This window comes from Erythrobacter ramosus (assembly GCF_009828055.1).
Lineage (GTDB): Bacteria > Pseudomonadota > Alphaproteobacteria > Sphingomonadales > Sphingomonadaceae > Erythrobacter > Erythrobacter ramosus.
Genome location: NZ_WTYB01000002.1, coordinates 49,349 through 68,608, shown reverse-complemented (window position 1 = coordinate 68,608; position 19,260 = coordinate 49,349). Strand labels below are relative to the sequence as shown.

The following is a 19,260-nucleotide window of genomic DNA, read 5'->3' as shown; positions in this document are numbered from 1 at the left end:
TTCTCCCTCTCCACCGCGCAGTGTTGCGCAGGCGGGGGAGCAATTGCAAGCCTCAGCCGATACCGATCGCGCAGAGGCCGGCAGAAGTGGTGAGCACGGCGACAGCCTCGCTATCGTCCACCCGGTCAAGCCGCTTGATAAGCTCGCCGAGGCCGTAGCCTTCCTCAGGCTCGCCTTCCAGCGCGGCCATGCCCTGGCGCAACTTCCACAGCTGCGGGATGGTCAGACGGTCGACCATGCGCTCGGCCATGCATGCGGCGCGCTTCTCGCCGATACCGGATTCGACGAGCGCCGATTTGACCTGCATTTCGACCAGCGGGTTGGCAAGGCCGGTGAACACCGCCCCGCCCGTCAGCAGGATGATCAACAGAAGGCCGATAATGAGCTTCTTCATCAATCGAGCGACTTGACGATTTCCTCGACCATCTTCTTGGCGTCGGCCAGCAGCATGACGGTCTGGTTCATGTAAAACACGTCGTTATCGACCCCGGCATACCCGACACCGCCCATCGAACGCTTGATGAAGAACACCTGCTTGGCCTTGTCGACATCGAACACCGGCATCCCGTAGATCGGCGAGGACTTGTCGGTCTTGGCCGCCGGGTTCACCACGTCGTTCGCGCCGATGATGAACGCGACGTCGCACTGGGCGAATTCGGAGTTGATGTCTTCGAGCTCGAACACTTCATCATAAGGCACGCTGGCTTCGGCCAGCAGCACGTTCATGTGTCCCGGCATACGACCCGCGACGGGGTGGATGGCGTACTTCACCTCCACGCCCTTTTCCTTGAGCTTGTCACCCATTTCGCGCAGCGCGTGCTGAGCCTGGGCGACCGCCATGCCGTAACCGGGGATGATGATGACCTTCTCGGCCTGTTCGAGCATGTAGGCCGCGTCTTCCGCGCTGCCCTGCTTGTAGGGCCGCTGTTCGCGCGCCCCGCCGGAGCCGCCCGCTTCCGGGGCCGCGCCGAAGCCGCCTGCGATCACCGAAATGAAGCTGCGGTTCATCGCGCGGCACATGATGTAGCTAAGGATCGCGCCCGAAGAGCCAACCAGCGCGCCGGTGATGATCATCGCGCTGTTGCCCAGCGTGAAGCCCATCGCCGCCGCCGCCCAGCCGGAGTAGCTGTTCAGCATCGACACCACGACCGGCATGTCCGCGCCGCCGATCGGAATGATCAGCAGGAAGCCGATGATGAAGGCCAGCACGGCGACCGCGATAACCATCCAGCCCTCACCCGCGCCGCCATCTGGAGAGACAGTGTAAAGGCCGATCAAGCCAATGATCGCCGCAAGCGTACCAAGGTTGATCACGTGCCGCCCCGGCAGCATGATCGGCGAACCGCTCATCCGGCCCGACAGCTTGAGGAAGGCGATGATCGAACCCGAGAAGGTGATCGCCCCGATGGCGATACCAAGGCCGAGTTCAACGCGGCTGACCGCCATGATCTGACTCGCGCCGTCGACAATCCCGAACGACTGCGGATCAAGCCACGCACCAAAGCCCACCACAACCGCGGCGAGGCCGACAAGCGAGTGGAAACCTGCAACCAGTTCCGGCATCGCGGTCATGGCGATGCGGCGGGCAACCACCACGCCAATCGCGCCACCGATGCCGACCGCGATCAGGATCTCGACGATATTGGCGATGTTGTGGGTGACCAGCGTCGTGGAGACCGCAATCGCCATGCCGATCATGCCATTGCGGTTGCCCGCTTGGCTGGTGGCCGGGCTCGACAATCCGCGCAGCGCGAGGATGAAGAACACGCCGGAAACGAGGTAGGCGAGCATTGCCCAAGCCGGCGTTCCGCCGGCGTGGGCCGCGCCTGCGGCAAGAATGGAGAAGCTCATCTCTTACTTCCCCTTCTTCTTGTACATTGCGAGCATGCGCTGCGTCACTGCAAAGCCGCCGAAGATATTGATGCTCGCCAGCACTACCCCGAACAGGCCGAGATATTTGGCAATCGGGCTGTTCGCCTCAGCCGCCGCGATCAGCGCGCCGACGATAATCACCGACGAAATCGCATTGGTCACCGCCATCAGCGGGGTGTGCAGCGCCGGGGTCACCGACCAGACGACGTAATAGCCCACGAAGCAGGCCAGTACGAAGATGCTGAGAATTGAAATGAAGTCCATGGATCGCCCCTATTTCCCCGGCGCAAGATATTCGGTGAGCAGCGTCACCAGTCCCGGCACATCCGCGCCGCGGCTAACATTGAACGCAATCGGCGCACTGCCCGAAACGGTCAGCGTGAGTTCGGTATCAAGATCGAAGTGGCCCGCGCTTTCCAGCGTGAAGGTGGTGATCGCGCGATAGGGGATCGTCAGGAACCGCTTCTTCGATCCCGTCAGCCCCTGAATGTCGATCATCAGGACCCGGCGATCGGTGAAGATAATCGAATCCCGCACCAGCTTGAACGCGAACCGCACCACCTCACCATGCGCCAGCGCATAGGCGAGGTCTTCGGCGGCGTCTTCGACATCCCAGACCGTGGCGTTGATCAGACCCATCGGGTTAACCAAGCAGCCGCTCGTTCACAACCTTGCCGCCCCGCGTAAGGCGGATCGCAGTGCCGATTTCCTCGTCGAGAACGGGCTTGCCCTGCTCCTTGTCCCAAAAGGCACTGAGGAAATTGTAATGGTTGCGGGCAAACAGTGCCGAAGCGTCAGCGGGGAGCTGAGCGGGCGTATTCGAATAGCCGATGATCTTGACGCCGTGCTTGACCACAACCTCGTCCGGCACCGAGCCTTCGACGTTCCCGCCCTGCGCCACCGCAAGGTCGAAGATCACGCTGCCCGGCTTCATCGTCGCAATCTGTTCGTCGGTGATCAGGCGCGGTGCAGCGCGGCCCGGGATCAGCGCGGTTGTAATAACGATGTCCTGCTTGGCGATGTGCGAGCTGACCAGTTCGGCCTGCGCCTTCTGGTACTCCGGGCTCATTTCGGTGGCATAGCCGCCCGAGCCTTCGCCTTCGATCCCAGCGACATTCTCAACGAAGATCGGCTTGGCACCCAGCGACTGGATCTGTTCCTTGGTGGCCGAGCGCACGTCGGTCGCCGAGACCTGCGCGCCAAGACGGCGAGCAGTCGCAATCGCCTGAAGGCCCGCAACACCCACGCCCATGATGAAGGCGCGTGCGGCCTGCACCGTACCAGCTGCGGTCATCATCATCGGGAAGGCGCGGCCATAGGCATCGGCTGCTGCCAGCACTGCCTTGTAACCGGCAAGGTTCGACTGCGAGGACAGCACGTCCATCGATTGCGCGCGGGTGATGCGCGGCATGAACTCCATGCTCAGCGCCTCATAACCGGCGGCGGCATAGGCATCGACCACTTCGCGCTTGGCAAAGGGATCGAACAGCGCCGCAACCCAAGCACCGGGCTTGGCACCAGCCAGCAGGGCTACTTCGGGCGCCTGAATCCCGAGGACGATATCGGCATCCTTCACCGTTGCCGCCGCGTCAGCGATGGTCGCACCGGCTTCGGCATAGGCAGCGTCGGTGATCGAGGCGATCACCCCCGCGCCGGCCTCTACCGCGACCGAACAGCCCAAGGCTGCGAACTTCTTGGCCGTTTCCGGCGAAGCAGCGACGCGCGTCTCGCCTGAGGCGCGCTCTTTCAGGATGGCGATTTTCACGTGGGCGCCGGCTTAGCTGGCGATCGCGGCGACGACGGCAAACGCGATCACCGCGATTACCGGCACAGCCCATTTGAGCGTCGCCATGAACCCGCTGTAGGTGGCCGTGGCCTTATCCATGTCGTGAACAGTCATAGGTCGTATTTCCCCTTGGGCTATCGAACGCACCGAAGTGCGATTGGTTGCCGAATGGTTGCCTTAAAAATGCGTTGGACCGCAAAGCCCCTGCGAAGCTCCCGTATCGGAGCAGCCCCGCTATCTCAAGTCACCTTTAGTGAGAGGCGCGTTTCAGCCCCGACCACCATCTGTCCCGCCGCGGCACAGTCTTAATCCCGTTTTTACCTCCCCGCCTTATGCAAAGGGCTTGTGTCGGACCGAGCCCAGCAAGGCCCGGCAGGACAAGGGAAAGCGAGCGGCAGGACCGATGGCGGATATTGATTGCCACCCCGAAGTGCAGGAAGACGCGCGAATCGTCATGCTCATCGATGACGAGCCGGCGCAGTCGCGTCTCATCACCGCGATTGCCGCGCGTGATGGCTGGCGCACGATCGTCGCCTCGGATGCTGAGACCGCGATCGCGATGCTCGGCACGCGTGAGGGGATGCAGCTTTCGGCGATTCTGCTCGATCAATGGGTGCCGGGCGATGATGCCTGCCAGCTCATCGCTGAGCTCAAATCGCGCCGACCAGCCTTGCCGATCCTGATGCTGACCACCAGCGCCTCGCCGCTGCTGGCGGTGGAAGCCATGCGGGCAGGTGCGAGTGATTATCTCGTTAAGCCGGTCTCGCCCGACCGCCTGATGGAAGCGCTGCGCACGGTCACCACCCGCGAAGCGCCGCGCGATGAACTCGCCCCGTTGACCGAGAAGATGTCCGCCAGCCTCGATTTCGATGCGATGATCGGCACTGCTCCGCAGTTCCGCGCTGCACTGGCGCAGGCCGCCAAGGCCGCGCGTGGGCACGGTCATGTGCTGATCGAGGGCGAAACCGGCACCGGCAAGGAAATGCTGATGCGTGCGATGCACGGTGCATCCCCGCGCTCGAAAGAACCCTTGCGGACCATCAACCTCGCCTCGGTCCCACCCGGATCCATCGATTCGGTGCTGTTCGGGCATGAACCCGGCAGCTTCCCCGGCGCGTTCGACCGTCAGATCGGCGCGTTCCAGCATTGCGACGGCGGGACGCTGATCCTCGACGAGATCGACCGCCTGACGCCGGTGCTGCAACAACGCCTCGCCGAAGCGCTCGAAAGCGGGATCATCCGGCCGGTCGGCGCAAGCTACGGGTTCCGCGTCGATGTGCGGTTGCTCGTGACAAGTAATGTCGGGCTCGACCGGATGGTGCAGGCCAAGCAATTCGATGCAGGCCTCGCCGCAAAGCTGGGTGCGACCCGGATTGTATTGCCACCCCTGCGCGACCGCACCGGCGATATTCCGGCGCTGACCCGCCATTTCCTCGCCCGCATCGGCGAGCAACCAGGCCTGAACCACCTTTCCGTCTCCGACAGCGCGCTGGCGCTGCTAGCTGCCTATGATTGGCCTGGTAACGTCCGCCAGCTTCAATCCGTGTTGTTCCGTGCCGCGGTCTATTGCGAGAGCAATTCGCTGGGTGCCGACAGCTTCCCGCAATTGTCCGAAATGCTCGGCGAACAGGGCAGCGTCACCGTCGCAAGCGCGCATGAAGGTGTGGGCATCATGCTCTACACCGACGATGGCAATCTGCGTCCGCTGGAAGAGATCGAGGCCGACGTGATCCGCCTCGCCATCGGCCATTATCGCGGCCGCATGACCGAAGTCGCTCGGCGCTTGGGGATCGGGCGTTCCACGCTCTACCGCAAGCTTTCCGATCTCGGGATCGACAACGCGGCTTGATCAGCGAGGTTTGCGGGACTAGCCGCTGACCCCATGACAGCAATTCAGGATTTCGCCGGACGCTCGGCGCTCGTCACCGGTGCCGCTTCGGGGATCGGCGCGGCCTGCGCCAAGGCATTGGCAGCGCGCGGTGCGACGACCCTGTTTCTGGTCGATGTTGACAGCGCTGGGCTCGACGCGCTCGATCTTCCGGGCGACGTGCACCGCATTGTCGGCAGCGTGGCCGATGAGGCGCTTTGGCAGGCGCTCGAACCCCGCTTGACGGGTCTCGACCACGCCATTGTCAACGCAGGGATCGGTTCGGGCGGACCCATCGCAAGCGTCTCTCTGGCCGAATGGCGCAAGGTAATGGCGGTCAATCTCGACGGCGCATTCATGACCCTCGCCTCATCGCTGCGGGCGATGCAAGCGAAGGGAGGCAGCGCAGTGGTGGTCGCTTCGACAACGGGTCTGAAGCCGATTGCCGGAATCGGTCCCTATGGCGTCTCCAAGGCAGCCGTCGCCCACATGGCGCGGATCGCGGCGGTCGAGAACGCCAAACACAACATCCGCGTCAACGCGATAGCTCCCGGAGGAGTCGATACCGCGATCTGGGAAAGCGGCGAGGACTTCCAGCGCTCCGTCGCCGCCATCGGGCGAGAGGCGACCCTGAAGGCGATGGCCAAGACCACGCCCTTGGGCCGCTTCGCCTCTTCCGAGGAAATGGCCGACAGCATTCTTTACCTGCTGAGCGACGCCGCTTCCAACATCACCGGCCATGTCATGGTGTCGGACGGCGGGTTTACCCTCTGATATTACAGAGTTTCCTGCCACTCACCATGTGAAGCGCTGCTCCGCCAGCGTCGCGCTGGTGTTGTTCTTGAGCGTAATGGTGAGCGCCTTGGCCTTCCAGTCGATATCGACAAGGCCGTAATTCTCCTCCGAGAAGAACTTCGTCACCCGCGCAGCATCCGGTTCGCGCGCGGTGCTGCGATCATTGTCGCTGCCAAATGACAGGTTGAGTGAGGAACTGGTCAGCTCCCACATCGTCTCGCCTTTGTGCGCGGTCTTGTAGATGCCGGCCGCGTGGCGATCACCCGACAGGATCACCACCCCGCTCGCTTCGCGGCCCTTGAGCAGCTCGAGCAGCCGGTTGCGTTCCACCGGCATATTGGTCCAGCCTTCAAATTGGTGCGCGGTGGTGATCACCTGGGTCGAGGACACCACGATCCGCAGATCGGCCGGCTTGGCCAGCTCCTGCTCCAGCCACGTCCACTGCGCATCGCCGAGCATGGTCTTGTCGAGGTTTTCGTCCGGCAGATAGCTACCGAGCGGCGGGCGATCCTTGGTCCAAGCGGCGCGCTTCAGATCAGACCGGAAGAAGCGCGTATCAAGCAGGATGACCTGCACCCGCTTGCCTTCCGGGCCGGTGATGTTGCTCTCGTAAACGCCGGGACGCGAGCGGACGGCATCGGACGATCCCCAGAAGGTCTCGAACAGCGTCTCGCCCCAGCGACGCATCGGGAAATTCCCGCCCGCATCGTTGAGGCCGAAATCGTGATCGTCCCAAGTTGCCATCATCGGCACCTTGGCGCGGAAGCCCGCGAATTCGGGGTACGAGGCCTGCAAGGCATAGGCCGAACGCAAGCTCTCAAGTCCAGCGTCGGCATCCCAGCCGTTGTCGCCATAGACATTGTCGCCGATCATGAGGAACAGCTGCGGGTTGGCTGAGGCGATCTGCCCCCACATATGCTGCGGCGCGTTCTGGTGGTTGCAGCTGCCCACCGCGATGCGGGTCAGCGTGGTGTTGGCGGCGAGCGCGGGGTTCGGCCCTGCGACCGGCATCACGACCTGCTGGCGCAGCGCCTCGTAATAGGGGGCGAGCAGCTGATCGGGCGTCAGACTGACCGCGACCGGAGCCTTGCTTGACGGTGCAGGCTCGTCATCATGCGCCATCAGCGGCGCGGGCATGATCGCGGCGGCAAGAAGGGCGGTGGTGGCGAGCAGCGAATGGGAACGGCGCATGAAAGGCTCCTGAAATGATACGTCAATCGGGTGGTCTGCTGAAGGCGCTGGGTTACAGCTGTGCGACACGGTAGCCGTCATCTGCGCTCCGGCCGAAGTTGACAAAGTTGACACCCTGTCAAGCGGCATTTCAGACTTTTTCATTCAATAAATCATAGGTTTAATCTGAAAAAACGAAGTTGACACTTCGCCGGATTAGCCCCCCCTCCCCCGCAAGGCACATTTCCGGCCGATGGAGGCGTTTATGGCGGTTCGGCGGAGAGGCGTGATCATGGCGATGACCGATCATACCGGATGTTTGCGCGGTAGGAAATGCGGCTGCCCGCCAGTTTACATCATCGGCAGTGCGCTGAAATCGGTCAGCGCTGCATCCCGCAGCCCGCGCCACACATTGCGCGCCTGCACCGTCTCGGCGACGTCATGGACGCGCAGCAGGTGGACGCCGGCTTCCATGCCTTTCACCGCCAAGGCGATTGATCCGGCGAGGCGCTGGTCTGCGCTCTCCTCGACCGACAGCGCGCCAATCATCCGCTTGCGGCTCGCCCCCAGCATCAGCGGGCTGCCGAGCGCGTGGAACAGCGGCAAGGCGTTCAGCAGGGCGAGGTTCTCGGCCAGCGACTTGCCGAAGCCGATGCCGGGGTCGAGAATGATGCGATCCTCGGCGATACCGGCGGCAATGGCGCGGGCGCGGGCGGATTTGAGGAAGTCGAAGACGTCGCTGACCACGTCGGCGTAGGTGCCGCCAGCGTGGAGATCTTCACCCGCTCCGGGTGCGTGCATCAGAATGACGGGGCAAGCGGCGCTGGCGACCACTTCGATGCTGCGCGGGTCGTAGCGCAGCGCCGAGACGTCATTCGCCATATGCGCGCCTGCCGCAAGCCCGGCGGCAAGCACGCCTGCGCGGCGGGTATCGAGGCTGATCGCGGCGCCCATGCTGGCGCAATATTCGACGGCGGGGACGATCCGGCGGATTTCCTCGTCCTCGAACGTCGCCGCGGCGCCGGGACGGGTGCTCTCTCCGCCAATGTCGATTATCGCCGCGCCCGCTTCCAGCATTGCAGCAGCGTGGGCGCGGCCCGCTTCGATGGCGTCGTGTTGGCCGCCGTCGGAGAAGCTATCGGGTGTGACATTGAGGATGCCCATGATCTGGGGCTGATCCAGTCGGATGGTCCGACTGCCCAGTTGAAGGGGCGCGTGGGTTTTGGTGAGGTTGGCCCATTGCGCCGCCGCATCCTGCGCAAGAGCGCCTGACAGCCGCGCCAGCGCCGCCTCGATCTCCTTGGGCGTGCCGACAATCCGCTCGGACACCGCGCCATTCGTTCGGACCACCAGCGCAAACTCGCGCGCATAGGCCATCGAGCCACCGAGCCGCACCGCCTCGCCCTCCACGGCCTGCGGGCCGGGGACAAGCGTCAGCGGATGGAGATAGACCGCGTCGCCCATGTGCTGCGATCAGTCCTCCGCCGCCAGCAGGTAAAGCTGCCGCGCGGCATCGATCGGCTGCACGTCGTCGCCCGTCTCGTAATGCCAGAACGCCCAGCCATTGCAGCTCGGCGCGGCTTGCAGGTCCTTGCCCAGCCCGTGGATTGAGCCGGTCTTGCCTTCGCATTCCAGCGAGCCGTCGGTGCGCACTGTCGCGATCCAGCGGCGCTTCTTGTCGAACACCTGCGTGCCGGGCGGGATCAGCCCCGCCTCGACCACCGCGCCGAACGCCACCTTGGGCGCGGTGCGCGCAGATTGCATCGTGGTGAGCGCGCTTTCATCGAGGGGGAGTTCCTTTTCGATCCGCTTCATCGCGACCTCGCGGTAGAAATCCTCCCGCTCGCAACCGATCCACTCGCGCCCCAGCCGCTTGGCGACCGCGCCGGTCGTCCCGGTGCCGAAGAAGGGATCGAGCACCACGTCACCCTTCTCGGTCGTCGCCAACAGCACGCGGTAGAGCAGCGCCTCGGGCTTCTGGGTCGGATGGGCTTTCTTTCCGTTTTCCTTGAGCCGCTCACCGCCCGCACAGATCGGCATGACCCAGTCAGAGCGCATCTGAAGTTCATCATTCAAAGTCTTCATCGCGCGGTAATTGAAGTGGTAGCGCGCCTTTTCGCCCATGCTCGCCCAGATCAGCGTTTCATGCGCATTGGTGAAACGGGTGCCGCGGAAGTTGGGCATCGGGTTGTTCTTGCGCCAGACGATGTCGTTGAGAATCCAGAACCCCAGATCCTGCAAGATTGATCCGACGCGGAAGATGTTGTGGTAGCTCCCGATCACCCACAAGCCGCCATCGGGCTTCAGCACGCGGCGCGCCTCGGTCAGCCATTCGCGGGTGAACTTGTCATACACCGCCATGCTGGCGAACTGGTCCCAGTGATCGGTCACGGCATCGACATGGCTGCCATCGGGCCGGTTGAGATCGCCGCCAAGCTGGAGGTTGTAGGGCGGATCGGCGAAGACGAGATCGACGCTGTTGGTCGGGAGCGAGCGCATCGCGGCGATGCAATCGCCCGGCAGGATCCGGCCCAGCGGCAAATCGAGTGCGCGCGCAGTTTCCGGCGTCTTTACAACGCTTTTTGCCCGCGATTTCACTTCTTCTATCACACTCACCGGCCTTGCCCCGCTTCTTATGCTGTCAACTTATCCACAGGCATGAGTCTTTGAAGAGTCCGCGTCAAGCGACTAATTTTGCGCATATTATGGTTGACAGGGGGTTAAGACCCCACCTGTTGCGCGGAACGAAGCAAGACCAGCACAAGATGTTGAGTCCTGCGGCTGCGAGGGGACTCCAGATGCAGGGGTGTGGCGGGGAGGACTCACAACGAAGTCTATCGATGCGGAGAAGATTTGCTTGTCCCTGCCTTCGGGCCCACCACTAGCCTCACCGTCGCCCCGTGCTCGACACGGGGCTTGGCTTCTTCTGTCCACACGCGAAGTTTTGAGCCGACAAACGCCCCACTTGCGGCAAAAGTTAGCCATGCCCCGTGTCGAGCACGGGGCGACGAAGTTTAGGACTGCGGGATCAAATCAACGACAACTGCGCCACCGGCGCGAAGCTGCGACGGTGCAGCGGGGTCGCGCCGTGCACTCGCAGCGCTTCCATGTGCTCCGCGGTGCCGTAACCCTTGTTGCGCTCCCACCCGTAGTGCGGGTGCGCAGCGGCGGCTTCCAGCATCATCCGGTCGCGCCACTCTTTGGCGATGATCGAGGCAGCGGAGATGCAGGGCTCGATCCCGTCCCCGCCAACGATGGCGCGCGCGGGCCAGCACCAGTCGGCACAGCGGCCGTGGGGCGTCATGTTGCCGTCGATCAGCACTTCGCCCGGTTCCACCCCAAGGGCCGCGGTGAGGCTGCCAACCGCGCGGGTCATCGCCAGCATGGTTGCCATGAAGATGTTGACCCGGTCGATCTCCTCGGGCTCGACCACCGCCACCGCCCAGCCGCAGCTCGCCCGGATCGCGGGGTCGAGCACAGCGCGGCGCTTGGCCGAAAGGCGCTTGGAATCGTCGAGCCCCGCAGGTATCGCCTCCCCCAGAACCACCGCCGCGGCCACCACCGGCCCGGCCAGCGGTCCGCGGCCAGCTTCGTCAACGCCAATGACGATCGCCTTGCCTGCGTGCCTGAAACCCGGAGTGACCCCTAGCATGATCCGTTCTGCCCGATTGTTCGCTGCTCTTTCCGTCTCCACGCTGGCGCTGGCAAGCTGCGCGAATGCCGAAAGTGGGGAAACCGCCCCGCCCGCCGCCGCCTCGGCCATGCCCTTTGCGGTCACTGAGGTCGCCACCTTCGAAGAACCGTGGGCGATTGCCTTTGCACCCGGCACCGCGACGTTGTTCGTGACCGAAAAGGCCGGGACCCTGAAGTTCATCGACACCGCGAGCGGCCAGATCGGCACGGTCAGCGGGGTTCCGACCGTCGATTACGGCGGTCAGGGCGGGTTGGGCGATGTCGCTTTCCTGCCAGCCGAGGCTTCGGACAGCTTGGGCAATCGCACGATCTATCTGAGCTGGGCCGAAGCGGGCGAAGCTGACACGCGCGGCGCTGTGGTCGGCAAGGGAACGCTGGTCTGCTCCGCCGCAACCACCTGCGCCATCGAAGGCCTTTCCGTGATCTGGCGGCAGACGCCCAAGGTCACCGGCCGCGGGCATTATTCGCACCGTCTGGCCGTGTCGCCCGATGGCAAATATCTGTTTGTCGCCAGCGGCGAACGCCAGAAGATGCAACCCGCGCAGGACACCAGCGTGACGCTGGGCAAGATCGTGCGCCTCAACCTTGATGGCACGCCTGCGGCTGGCAATCCGATGGCTGACAAGGGCGGCGTGACAGCAGAAATCTGGTCGTACGGCCACCGCAACATTCTTGGCATGGATTGGGATGCGCAGGGCCGGTTGTGGGAAGTCGAGCATGGCCCGGCGGGCGGTGACGAGCTGAATCTGGTGAAGCCCGCTGCCAATTACGGCTGGCCGATCCGCTCCAACGGCGAACATTACAACGGCGACCCGATCCCCGATCACACAGCCGATGACGGGTTCGCCCAGCCCGCGACCAGCTGGAACCCGGTGATCGCACCGGGCGATATGCTGATCTACACCGGCGATATGTTCGCCGCTTGGAAGGGCCATGCGCTGATGGCGGGCCTTGCCTCGCAGGCCATCGTTGATGTCGCGATCGAAGGCGAAGCCGCCCGCGAAGTTACCCGGCACGAATTCGACGCGCGCCTGCGCTCGATCGCGCAAGGGCCGGACGGCGCGCTGTGGGTGGCGCAGGATGGCAAGGGCGCCAAGCTGCTGAAGCTCACCGCGCGCTGATGGCGACGACGACTGCCACGCTGATCCCGCTTGAGGCGGTCGATCCTGCCATGATCGAGGAGGTGCTGGACCGCGCCTTCGGGCCGGACCGCCACGCGCGCACCGCTTACCGCATCCGCGAAGGGATGGCCTGGCTGCCCGGCCTCAGCCTCGCCGCGCTGGACGAGAATGACATGCTGGTCGCCACCATCCAGTGCTGGCCGATTGGGTTGCAGACCAAGCAGGGTCAGGTGCCACTGGTGATGGTCGGCCCGGTCGCCGTGGTGCCGGAACGACAGGGCGAAGGCTTCGGCGTCGGCTTGATGAGCGCGATGATCGCCGAGGATGCGCGGTTGGCAGCCCAAGGCGGACGCGCGCTTCCTCAGGTGCTGATCGGAGACGCGGAATATTACGGGCGCTGGGGCTTTTCCGCCGCGCTGACGGGTGGTTGGCGCTGCCCCGGCCCCTATGAACAGCACCGCTTGCTGGCGCGCGGCCACGGCCTTGCCGCCATGCCCGCCGAGGGAATGCTCGGGCCGTGGGAGGGATAAGGCAAGGTAACCCCTTCACCTTCCCCCAAGCTTCTGCCATCCAACCCCCAATGCCCTACGAACCGCCCCCCTATCTCGCCAGCCTGACGCTGGCCGAAATCGCCGCGCTGGTCGCGGACCGCAATCTCCCGCCGGTCGAAGGCTGGGCGCCGAAGGTGATCGGCGAAAGCCACATGGTGATCGCCGCCGATGGCACTTGGTTTCACGAAGGTGGCGTGATCCGGCGCGAGGCGATGGTGCGCGCCTTTGCGGGTCTGCTGACCCGCGATGCGGAGGGGCATCACTGGCTTGTCACCCCGTTCGAGAAGCTCGCCATCGAGGTCGAGGATGCTGCCTTCATCGCCACCGACTGCGTGCGGGCGGACGGCGCGCTGGCGTTCCGGCTCAACACCGATGACATCGTGATCGCCGGGCCGGATCATCCCTTGCGCGCGGCGGGGACGGCGGACGAGCCCGCGCTCTATCTCGACGTCCGGCGCGGGTGCGAGGCGCGCCTCAACCGCTCGACCTGGGCGCAGCTGGCCGAGATCGCATTGGCCGAAGGCGCGCAGGACAATGGCTGGCAGGTCACCAGCCAGGGCGCGACCTTCTCCTTGCTGCCATGAGCCTCTACGAGCCGCTCGCCCAGGCCTTTGCGGCAGGCCATGCGCGCGAGATCCCCGATCTCCTGAGCGATGCGCATTTCGCCCGCGATGGCCGCGCCACGCCCGCTGCTGTGCTGATCGCGATCACCGATGTGCCGCATGATCCGCAAGTGATCCTGACCCAGCGCCCGCGCGCGATGCGCGACCATCCGGGGCAGGTCGCCTTTCCCGGCGGCAAGATCGATCCGGGCGAGGACGCTATCACCGCCGCCCTGCGCGAGGCTGAGGAGGAACTCGCGCTCCCCCGCGAAGCGGTGCGGGTGATCGGCACCAGCGACATCTACCACACCGGCACCGGCTTTCTGGTGACGCCGGTGGTGGGCGTCGTCCCGCCCGGCCTCTCCCTCATCCCCAGCCCGACCGAGGTCGAAGCGTGCTTTGAAGCGCCCTTGGCAATGCTGCTCGATCCTGCCAGCTGGACCACCAACGAGGTGTTCTGGCGCGGCGCGAACCGGCGCTATCTCGAATTGGAGTGGCAGGGCTTCCGCATCTGGGGCGTCACCGCGGCGATCATCGCCAACCTGTCGCGGCGGATCACGCTGGAGGCTGTGCGCGATGCTGCGTGACCTCGCCGAAGCCGACTGGACCCGCCGCGCGGGGCTGGCCGCGCTGACCGCAGCGCTGGGGGCCGAGAATATCCGCTGGGTCGGCGGCGCCGTGCGGGACGGCTTGCTGGGCGTGCCCGTCCATGATGTCGATTGCGCCACCACGCTCCTGCCCGAAGAGGTGATCGCCGCTTGCAATCGGGTTGGCATCCGCACTGTGCCGACCGGGATCGAGCATGGAACCGTGACCGCGATCCTCAAGGACGGCCCGGTCGAGGTCACCACCCTACGCCGCGATGTCGCGACAGATGGCCGCCGCGCCACCATCGCCTTTGCGCAGGACTGGCCCGAAGATGCCGCGCGGCGCGATTTCACCATCAACGCGCTCTACGCCCATCCCGAAACGCTCACGATCGACGACTGGTTCGGCGGGCTCGACGATCTGCGCGAAGGCCGTGTCCGCTTCATCGGCGATGCGCGCCAACGGATTGCCGAGGATCACCTGCGCATTCTGCGCTACTACCGCTTCCAGACCCGCTTCGGCGCCGCGCTGGACGAAACGGCCGAGGATGCCTGCGCCGACCTTGCCCACACGCTGAAGGGCCTGAGCCGCGAGCGGATTGCGACGGAATTGCTCAATCTCCTCGCCTTGCCCGATCCGCACGCCACCATCGTCCGGATGAAAGCGCGAGGCGTGCTAGGCGTGATCCTGCCTGAGGCCTGCCCACCGCAGATCGCCCTGCTGGCAAAGGTGATCGCTGCCGAAGCCGCGCAAGGTATCGCCGCCGATCCGGTGCGCAGGCTGGCCGCATTGCTGCCGCCCTCCCCCGAGGTCGCCGAGAACGTTGCCGCACGCCTGCGTCTCTCCAAAGCCCAACGCACGCGGCTGGTCAGCGCCGCGGAGCGCGGGGCGAGCGATGGGGCCGACCCCAAGGCGCTCGCCTATCGCCTGAGCCTGCCGCTGGCGATCGACCGACTGCTGCTGACCGGCCACGACGCCCGGGTGTTCGAAGGTTGGACGGTGCCGATCTTCCCGCTCAAGGGCGGCGCCATTGTCGCGCGCGGAATCACCGCCGGGCCGGAGGTCGCAAAGCTGCTCCACAAAATCGAAGCCCGCTGGGTGGCCGAGGGCTTTCCTTCGACCGACCGTGTGAACCAGATGCTCGCCGAGGAACTGGGGACGAGCGCCTTCAAGTTCGACTAATCAAACCGGCCAGACTTGGGGAAACCCTGCGGCGGCATCCGTCCGGCAGCGCCGCGCGCGACCTTCCACATACGGATTTCGGTCTCGGTGCGAGTGCGTTCGCCTGATCCGCCCATCTGCCAGCTGAGGCCATCGGCCAGCACGAAGGTGATCGCGTCCGACATTCCGCCGTCACGATACCGCTGCAGCTGCACCCCCTGCCCGCGCGTCATCACGGGGAGTTCTTCCAGATTGAACACCACCAACTTGCGATTATCGCCGACGCAGGCGACGTGGTCGTGATGCTCGGGGATCTGACGGATCACTTGCAGCTTCGCGCCGTCCTTGAGGTTCACCACCTGCCGACCTTTCCGGGTCTCGGCCAGCAGCTCGTTCATTTCTGCGACAAAGCCCTTGCCGTGGCTGGAGGCGAGCAGCAGCCGCCCGCCCGGACGATGCACCATCATCGCGCTGACATTGGCGTCGCTTTCCAGATCGACCATCGTGCGCACCGGCTCACCAAACCCGCGCGCGCCGGGCAGCTTGTCGCAGCCGAGCGTGTAGAACCGACCGTCTGACGCGGCGAGCAGCAGCTTGTCGGTGGTCTGTGCGTGGAGGATGAAGGCGAGCGCATCGCCTTCCTTGTATTTGAATTCCTGATCCAGCGGCACGTGCCCGCTCGCCGCGCGGATCCAGCCCTTCTGGCTGAGGATCACGGTGACGGGGGCCTTCTCGATCATCGCGTCCATGCTGAACACGGCGGTCGGCGCGGCCTCGGCAATCAGCGTGCGGCGCGCGCCGAGTGAGGTATCCTCGGCATAGGTCTTGCGCAGGGCGCGCAGATCGCGCTTCAGCCGGGTGCGCTGTTTTGCCGGGCTTTCCAGCAGGGCCTGCAAATCGGCTTCCTCGGCCAGCAGCGCGTCCTGCTCCTTGCGCAGCTGCATTTCCTCCAGCTTGCGCAAGGACCGCAGCCGCATGTTGAGGATCGCTTCGGCCTGCACATCGGTCAGCGCGAACTCGGCTATCAGCACCGGCTTGGGCTCATCCTCGGCGCGGATAATCGCGATCACCCGGTCAAGGTTGAGGTAGGCGATGATATAGCCGCGCACCAGTTCCAGCCGCTTGGAAATCTGCGCGAGCCGGTGGCGCGCGCGGCGCTGGAGGATGTCGATCTGCGCGAAGCTCCAGCTTTCCAGCAGTTCCTTCAGCCCCATCACCATCGGCGTGCGGCCAAAGCCGGGGCGTTCGTCGAGTACGTTCAAGTTAAGGCTGAACCGCGTTTCGAGGTCGGTCAGCTTGTAGAGGCTTTCCTTCAACAGCTCGGGATCGACATTGCGGCTCTTGGGGACGATCACGATGCGGATCGCCTCGTCGCTTTCATCGCGCACGTCTTCGAGGATCGGCAGCTTGCGATCGGCAATGGCGGCGGCGATCTGCTCGATCAGCTTGCCCTTGGGCACCTGATAGGGGATTTCCGAGATGACCAGCTGCCATTGCCCGCCGCCGAGCCGTTCGATCCCGGCGGCGATGTCGTCAGGCTCCTTGGCCTCGGGCGCGTAGAAGCGGCCGCGCAGGCGGAAAGACCCGCGCCCGGTGCGATAGGCTTCGGCGATAGCGGCGGCGCTGTCGACCACCTGCCCGCCGGTGGCGAAATCGGGGCCGTGGAACAGCTCCATCAGCCGTTCGTGGGTGACAGACGGGTTGTCGATCAGCTCCAAGGTGGCGTCGATGATCTCGGCGACATTGTGGCTGGGAATGCTGGTCGCCATCCCGACCGCGATCCCGCTGGCGCCATTGGCGAGCAGATTGGGGAACAGGCCGGGGAAGATAACCGGCTCTTCCTCCTCGTTGTTATAGGTCGGGATGAAGTCGACCGTGCCTTCGTCCAGCCCCGACATCAGCTCCATCGCCGTGCGCGTCAGGCGGCATTCGGTGTAGCGATCGGCGGCGGCGTTATCACCGTCGATATTGCCGAAGTTCCCCTGCCCCTCGATCAGCGGGTAGCGCAGCATGAACGGCTGCGCGAGGCGCACCAGCGCATCATACAGTGCGAGGTTCCCGTGCGGGTGGTACTTGCCCATCACATCGCCGACCACGCGGGCGCATTTCTTGAACGCGCTGTCAGGCGTCACACGCAACTGGCGCATGCCCCACAGCAGGCGGCGGTGCACCGGCTTCAGCCCATCGCGCAGATCAGGGAGCGAACGCGCGGTGATCGTCGACAGCGCATAGACCAGATAGCGCTCGGACAGGGCGGCATCGAAGGGGGCGTCGACGATGGCGTCGAAGCCGTCATCGGCTGGCTCGGTGGTGACGGGATCGGTCATGCCCCCCGTCTAGCAACCCCCGCGCCGCCGAGGGAGTGGGGTTTCCACAGGGTTGAAATCCGCAGGAATAAGGCACGCGGGCAAGAATGTGGCGGAATTGCGGTTTAATTATGGCAAAAATAAGGCATCATTGCGGCGAGGCTGACGCGGGCGTCGCGAGTCGCGCCCCGCCGCTCCGCTTCACGAGGAGAGAGAAACATGCGTAAGCCCTTGATTCTTGCTGCCACCGCCACCCTAGCCCTTGCTGCGTGCAGCCGCGCCGATAGTGACCAAGCCGCCAGCGAAGCCGCCGATATTGCGGTAAACGAGGCAATCGTGGCCGAACCCGCCCCCGCCGACGCCGCACAGACCAGCACCGCCCTGCCCAAGCTCGACTCCATCCCGGTCAACCTGCCGCAGCTGGCCTATGTCTATGATTACCGCTGGCGGATGGCGGCAGAGGAGATCGGCAGCCTCCAGCGCCGCCATGCGACCCTGTGCGAACAGCAGGGTCCGGCCGTCTGCCAGATCATCGGCATGACCAAAACCGGCGAGCTTGAGGGCGAGGTTGCAGGCCAGCTCGAAATGGCAGTCGCCACCCGGCAAGCACGGGCGTTTGGCGCGCTGCTAGAGGATGAGGCGCTGGATGCCGGGGCCGAGCAGGTGGCCGCCGAGATCGCCTCGGAAGAACTCTCCAAGCAATTGGTCGACACCGAAGCGCGGCTGGAAGCCCGCAAACAATTGCGCGACCGACTGCAACAGGTCTTGCGGACCCGCAAGGGCTCGGTCGAGGAACTGATCGAGGCAGAACGCAGCGTTGCCGCCGTGAACGAGGAGATCGATCAGGCGCGCAGCTGGCTCAAGGAGATGGAAGGCCGGGTCGCTTACAGCCGCGTCACGGTGCACTACGAAACCGGCACCCCAATGGCGCGCGACTTCCTCGGCCCGATCAGTGGCGCGCTGGGATCGCTGGGGACGATCTTCGGCTGGATCGTAGCATTGCTGATCCTTGTCGGAGCGGTGGCACTGCCTGCGGGCGGGGTGTGGTGGGCGAACCGGGCGATCCGCCGTCGCCTCGCCGCGCCTGCGCCCGACCCGCAATAAGCGCGGATCAACGGCCCACCGCGCGCTGCCGCCGCTTGGCCTTGCCCGGCGGAACATGGCGGCGCGCGGGAGGCTAGTCCGGTGGTCAACAACCACAGGAGACCACAATGCAGCGCGTCCTCATCATCGCTACCGACGGTTTCGAGCAATCCGAACTGATGGAGCCCAAGCGCCTGCTCGAAGCGGCCGGAGCGGAAGTGACCGTCGCCAGCCTGCGACCCGGCGAGATCCGCGGCTGGGACAAGGAAAACTGGGGTGAAAGCGTCGCAGTCGACCTCTTGATCGGCAACGTCTCGGCCGAAGATTACGATGCGCTGCTGCTCCCCGGCGGGCAGATCAACCCCGACATCCTGCGCACCCAGCGCGCGGTGATCGAACTGATCCGCGAATTCGACTCAGCGGCCAAGCCGATCGCGGCGATCTGCCACGCGCCGTGGCTGCTGGCCGAAGCCGATCTGATCGAGGGGCGCACCGTCACGAGCTGGCCTTCGATCCGCACTGATCTTGCCAATGCGGGCGCCGCCGTGGTGGACGAGCCGGTGGTGGTCGATGGTAACCTCATCACCAGCCGCAAGCCGGACGATATCCCCGCCTTCACCGAAGCGCTGATGGCCGCGCTGAACATGGAAGCGGTCGAGGCCTAG

General features: G+C 64.9%; 19 protein-coding genes. 9 read left to right on the top strand and 10 right to left on the bottom strand.

Annotation, left to right across the window (positions count from 1 at the left end):
- Positions 1-52: 52 nt before the first annotated feature.
- The 5 genes from GRI59_RS06895 to GRI59_RS06875 are packed head-to-tail and all read right to left on the bottom strand — an operon-like array spanning position 53 to position 3,637.
- Positions 53-394 (bottom strand): hypothetical protein, encoded by a 342-nt coding sequence (locus GRI59_RS06895; RefSeq protein WP_160760507.1) that lies wholly within the window; start codon positions 392-394, stop codon positions 53-55.
- Complete coding sequence (locus GRI59_RS06890) at positions 394-1,851, bottom strand: NAD(P)(+) transhydrogenase (Re/Si-specific) subunit beta (RefSeq protein ID WP_419866794.1); 1,458 nt, start codon at positions 1,849-1,851, stop codon at positions 394-396. Before GRI59_RS06890 ends, GRI59_RS06895 begins: the two co-directional genes overlap by 1 nt.
- Before the next feature lie 3 nt (positions 1,852-1,854).
- Positions 1,855-2,136 carry an NAD(P) transhydrogenase subunit alpha part 2 gene (locus tag GRI59_RS06885; RefSeq protein WP_068351175.1) on the bottom strand — a complete coding sequence of 94 codons (282 nt, stop codon included), beginning with the start codon at positions 2,134-2,136 and terminating at the stop codon, positions 1,855-1,857.
- A gap of 9 nt (positions 2,137-2,145) precedes the next feature.
- Entirely contained in the window at positions 2,146-2,511 is a 366-nt protein-coding gene (locus GRI59_RS06880) for a PH domain-containing protein (protein ID WP_160760506.1), read from the bottom strand.
- Positions 2,512-2,515: 4 nt separating this feature from the next.
- Positions 2,516-3,637 (bottom strand): Rossmann-fold NAD(P)-binding domain-containing protein, encoded by a 1,122-nt coding sequence (locus GRI59_RS06875; RefSeq protein WP_160760505.1) that lies wholly within the window; start codon positions 3,635-3,637, stop codon positions 2,516-2,518.
- A 424-nt stretch (positions 3,638-4,061) separates the two neighbouring features.
- Here GRI59_RS06875 and GRI59_RS06870 point away from each other — a divergent pair, with 424 nt between their 5' ends.
- Positions 4,062-5,507 (top strand): sigma-54-dependent transcriptional regulator, encoded by a 1,446-nt coding sequence (locus GRI59_RS06870; protein ID WP_160760504.1) that lies wholly within the window; start codon positions 4,062-4,064, stop codon positions 5,505-5,507.
- Between the two features lie 33 nt (positions 5,508-5,540).
- Positions 5,541-6,299, top strand: coding sequence for an SDR family NAD(P)-dependent oxidoreductase (locus GRI59_RS06865; RefSeq protein WP_160760503.1), 759 nt, complete (start codon positions 5,541-5,543; stop codon positions 6,297-6,299).
- Positions 6,300-6,320: 21 nt separating this feature from the next.
- On the opposite strand, the gene GRI59_RS06860 is transcribed toward GRI59_RS06865, so the two are convergent.
- From GRI59_RS06860 to GRI59_RS06845, 4 genes are all read right to left on the bottom strand, one after another.
- Positions 6,321-7,511, bottom strand: coding sequence for an alkaline phosphatase D family protein (locus tag GRI59_RS06860; RefSeq protein WP_237440733.1), 1,191 nt, complete (start codon positions 7,509-7,511; stop codon positions 6,321-6,323).
- 330 nt (positions 7,512-7,841) lie between these two features.
- Complete coding sequence (gene folP, locus GRI59_RS06855; RefSeq protein ID WP_160760502.1) at positions 7,842-8,954, bottom strand: dihydropteroate synthase; 1,113 nt, start codon at positions 8,952-8,954, stop codon at positions 7,842-7,844.
- Between the two features lie 9 nt (positions 8,955-8,963).
- Positions 8,964-10,088 (bottom strand): site-specific DNA-methyltransferase, encoded by a 1,125-nt coding sequence (locus tag GRI59_RS06850; RefSeq protein WP_337190270.1) that lies wholly within the window; start codon positions 10,086-10,088, stop codon positions 8,964-8,966.
- A gap of 430 nt (positions 10,089-10,518) precedes the next feature.
- Complete coding sequence (locus GRI59_RS06845) at positions 10,519-11,142, bottom strand: ribonuclease HII (protein ID WP_160760501.1); 624 nt, start codon at positions 11,140-11,142, stop codon at positions 10,519-10,521.
- Between GRI59_RS06845 and GRI59_RS06840 the strand changes: the two genes are divergently transcribed.
- The 5 genes from GRI59_RS06840 to GRI59_RS06820 are packed head-to-tail and all read left to right on the top strand — an operon-like array spanning position 11,141 to position 15,227.
- Positions 11,141-12,304 (top strand): PQQ-dependent sugar dehydrogenase, encoded by a 1,164-nt coding sequence (locus GRI59_RS06840; RefSeq protein WP_160760500.1) that lies wholly within the window; start codon positions 11,141-11,143, stop codon positions 12,302-12,304. The two genes, GRI59_RS06845 and GRI59_RS06840, sit on opposite strands and share 2 nt — an antisense overlap.
- Positions 12,304-12,834 carry a GNAT family N-acetyltransferase gene (locus tag GRI59_RS06835; protein ID WP_160760499.1) on the top strand — a complete coding sequence of 177 codons (531 nt, stop codon included), beginning with the start codon at positions 12,304-12,306 and terminating at the stop codon, positions 12,832-12,834. Before GRI59_RS06840 ends, GRI59_RS06835 begins: the two co-directional genes overlap by 1 nt.
- A 50-nt stretch (positions 12,835-12,884) precedes the next feature.
- The gene (locus GRI59_RS06830; protein WP_160760498.1) at positions 12,885-13,439 is read left to right on the top strand and encodes a DUF1285 domain-containing protein; all 555 of its coding nucleotides are present in this window, start codon (positions 12,885-12,887) and stop codon (positions 13,437-13,439) included.
- Positions 13,436-14,044: a CoA pyrophosphatase gene (locus GRI59_RS06825; protein ID WP_160760497.1), complete on the top strand. Its 609-nt coding sequence runs from the start codon at positions 13,436-13,438 to the stop codon at positions 14,042-14,044. The genes GRI59_RS06830 and GRI59_RS06825 overlap by 4 nt, the downstream gene beginning before the upstream one ends.
- Positions 14,034-15,227: a CCA tRNA nucleotidyltransferase gene (locus GRI59_RS06820; RefSeq protein ID WP_160760496.1), complete on the top strand. Its 1,194-nt coding sequence runs from the start codon at positions 14,034-14,036 to the stop codon at positions 15,225-15,227. Before GRI59_RS06825 ends, GRI59_RS06820 begins: the two co-directional genes overlap by 11 nt.
- On the opposite strand, the gene parC is transcribed toward GRI59_RS06820, so the two are convergent.
- Positions 15,224-17,533, bottom strand: coding sequence for a DNA topoisomerase IV subunit A (gene parC / locus GRI59_RS06815; protein WP_160760495.1), 2,310 nt, complete (start codon positions 17,531-17,533; stop codon positions 15,224-15,226). The genes GRI59_RS06820 and parC overlap by 4 nt on opposite strands.
- A 198-nt stretch (positions 17,534-17,731) precedes the next feature.
- Here parC and GRI59_RS06810 point away from each other — a divergent pair, with 198 nt between their 5' ends.
- Positions 17,732-18,616, top strand: coding sequence for a DUF4349 domain-containing protein (locus GRI59_RS06810; RefSeq protein ID WP_160761543.1), 885 nt, complete (start codon positions 17,732-17,734; stop codon positions 18,614-18,616).
- Between the two features lie 107 nt (positions 18,617-18,723).
- Positions 18,724-19,260 (top strand): type 1 glutamine amidotransferase domain-containing protein, encoded by a 537-nt coding sequence (locus GRI59_RS06805; protein WP_160760494.1) that lies wholly within the window; start codon positions 18,724-18,726, stop codon positions 19,258-19,260.

What these genes read in the sequence shown, in the direction of transcription:
- GRI59_RS06820 (WP_160760496.1), top strand. Translation starts at nt 14,034, where the DNA reads ATGCTGCGTGACCTCGCCGAAGCCGACTGGACCCGCCGCGCGGGGCTG.
- GRI59_RS06845 (WP_160760501.1), bottom strand. Translation starts at nt 11,142, where the DNA reads ATGCTAGGGGTCACTCCGGGTTTCAGGCACGCAGGCAAGGCGATCGTC.
- GRI59_RS06885 (WP_068351175.1), bottom strand. Translation starts at nt 2,136, where the DNA reads ATGGACTTCATTTCAATTCTCAGCATCTTCGTACTGGCCTGCTTCGTG.
- GRI59_RS06840 (WP_160760500.1), top strand. Translation starts at nt 11,141, where the DNA reads ATGATCCGTTCTGCCCGATTGTTCGCTGCTCTTTCCGTCTCCACGCTG.
- GRI59_RS06865 (WP_160760503.1), top strand. Translation starts at nt 5,541, where the DNA reads ATGACAGCAATTCAGGATTTCGCCGGACGCTCGGCGCTCGTCACCGGT.
- GRI59_RS06810 (WP_160761543.1), top strand. Translation starts at nt 17,732, where the DNA reads ATGCGTAAGCCCTTGATTCTTGCTGCCACCGCCACCCTAGCCCTTGCT.
- GRI59_RS06880 (WP_160760506.1), bottom strand. Translation starts at nt 2,511, where the DNA reads ATGGGTCTGATCAACGCCACGGTCTGGGATGTCGAAGACGCCGCCGAA.
- GRI59_RS06870 (WP_160760504.1), top strand. Translation starts at nt 4,062, where the DNA reads ATGGCGGATATTGATTGCCACCCCGAAGTGCAGGAAGACGCGCGAATC.
- GRI59_RS06895 (WP_160760507.1), bottom strand. Translation starts at nt 394, where the DNA reads ATGAAGAAGCTCATTATCGGCCTTCTGTTGATCATCCTGCTGACGGGC.
- GRI59_RS06835 (WP_160760499.1), top strand. Translation starts at nt 12,304, where the DNA reads ATGGCGACGACGACTGCCACGCTGATCCCGCTTGAGGCGGTCGATCCT.
- GRI59_RS06825 (WP_160760497.1), top strand. Translation starts at nt 13,436, where the DNA reads ATGAGCCTCTACGAGCCGCTCGCCCAGGCCTTTGCGGCAGGCCATGCG.
- folP (WP_160760502.1), bottom strand. Translation starts at nt 8,954, where the DNA reads ATGGGCGACGCGGTCTATCTCCATCCGCTGACGCTTGTCCCCGGCCCG.
- GRI59_RS06830 (WP_160760498.1), top strand. Translation starts at nt 12,885, where the DNA reads ATGCCCTACGAACCGCCCCCCTATCTCGCCAGCCTGACGCTGGCCGAA.
- GRI59_RS06890 (WP_419866794.1), bottom strand. Translation starts at nt 1,851, where the DNA reads ATGAGCTTCTCCATTCTTGCCGCAGGCGCGGCCCACGCCGGCGGAACG.
- GRI59_RS06805 (WP_160760494.1), top strand. Translation starts at nt 18,724, where the DNA reads ATGCAGCGCGTCCTCATCATCGCTACCGACGGTTTCGAGCAATCCGAA.
- parC (WP_160760495.1), bottom strand. Translation starts at nt 17,533, where the DNA reads ATGACCGATCCCGTCACCACCGAGCCAGCCGATGACGGCTTCGACGCC.
- GRI59_RS06860 (WP_237440733.1), bottom strand. Translation starts at nt 7,511, where the DNA reads ATGCGCCGTTCCCATTCGCTGCTCGCCACCACCGCCCTTCTTGCCGCC.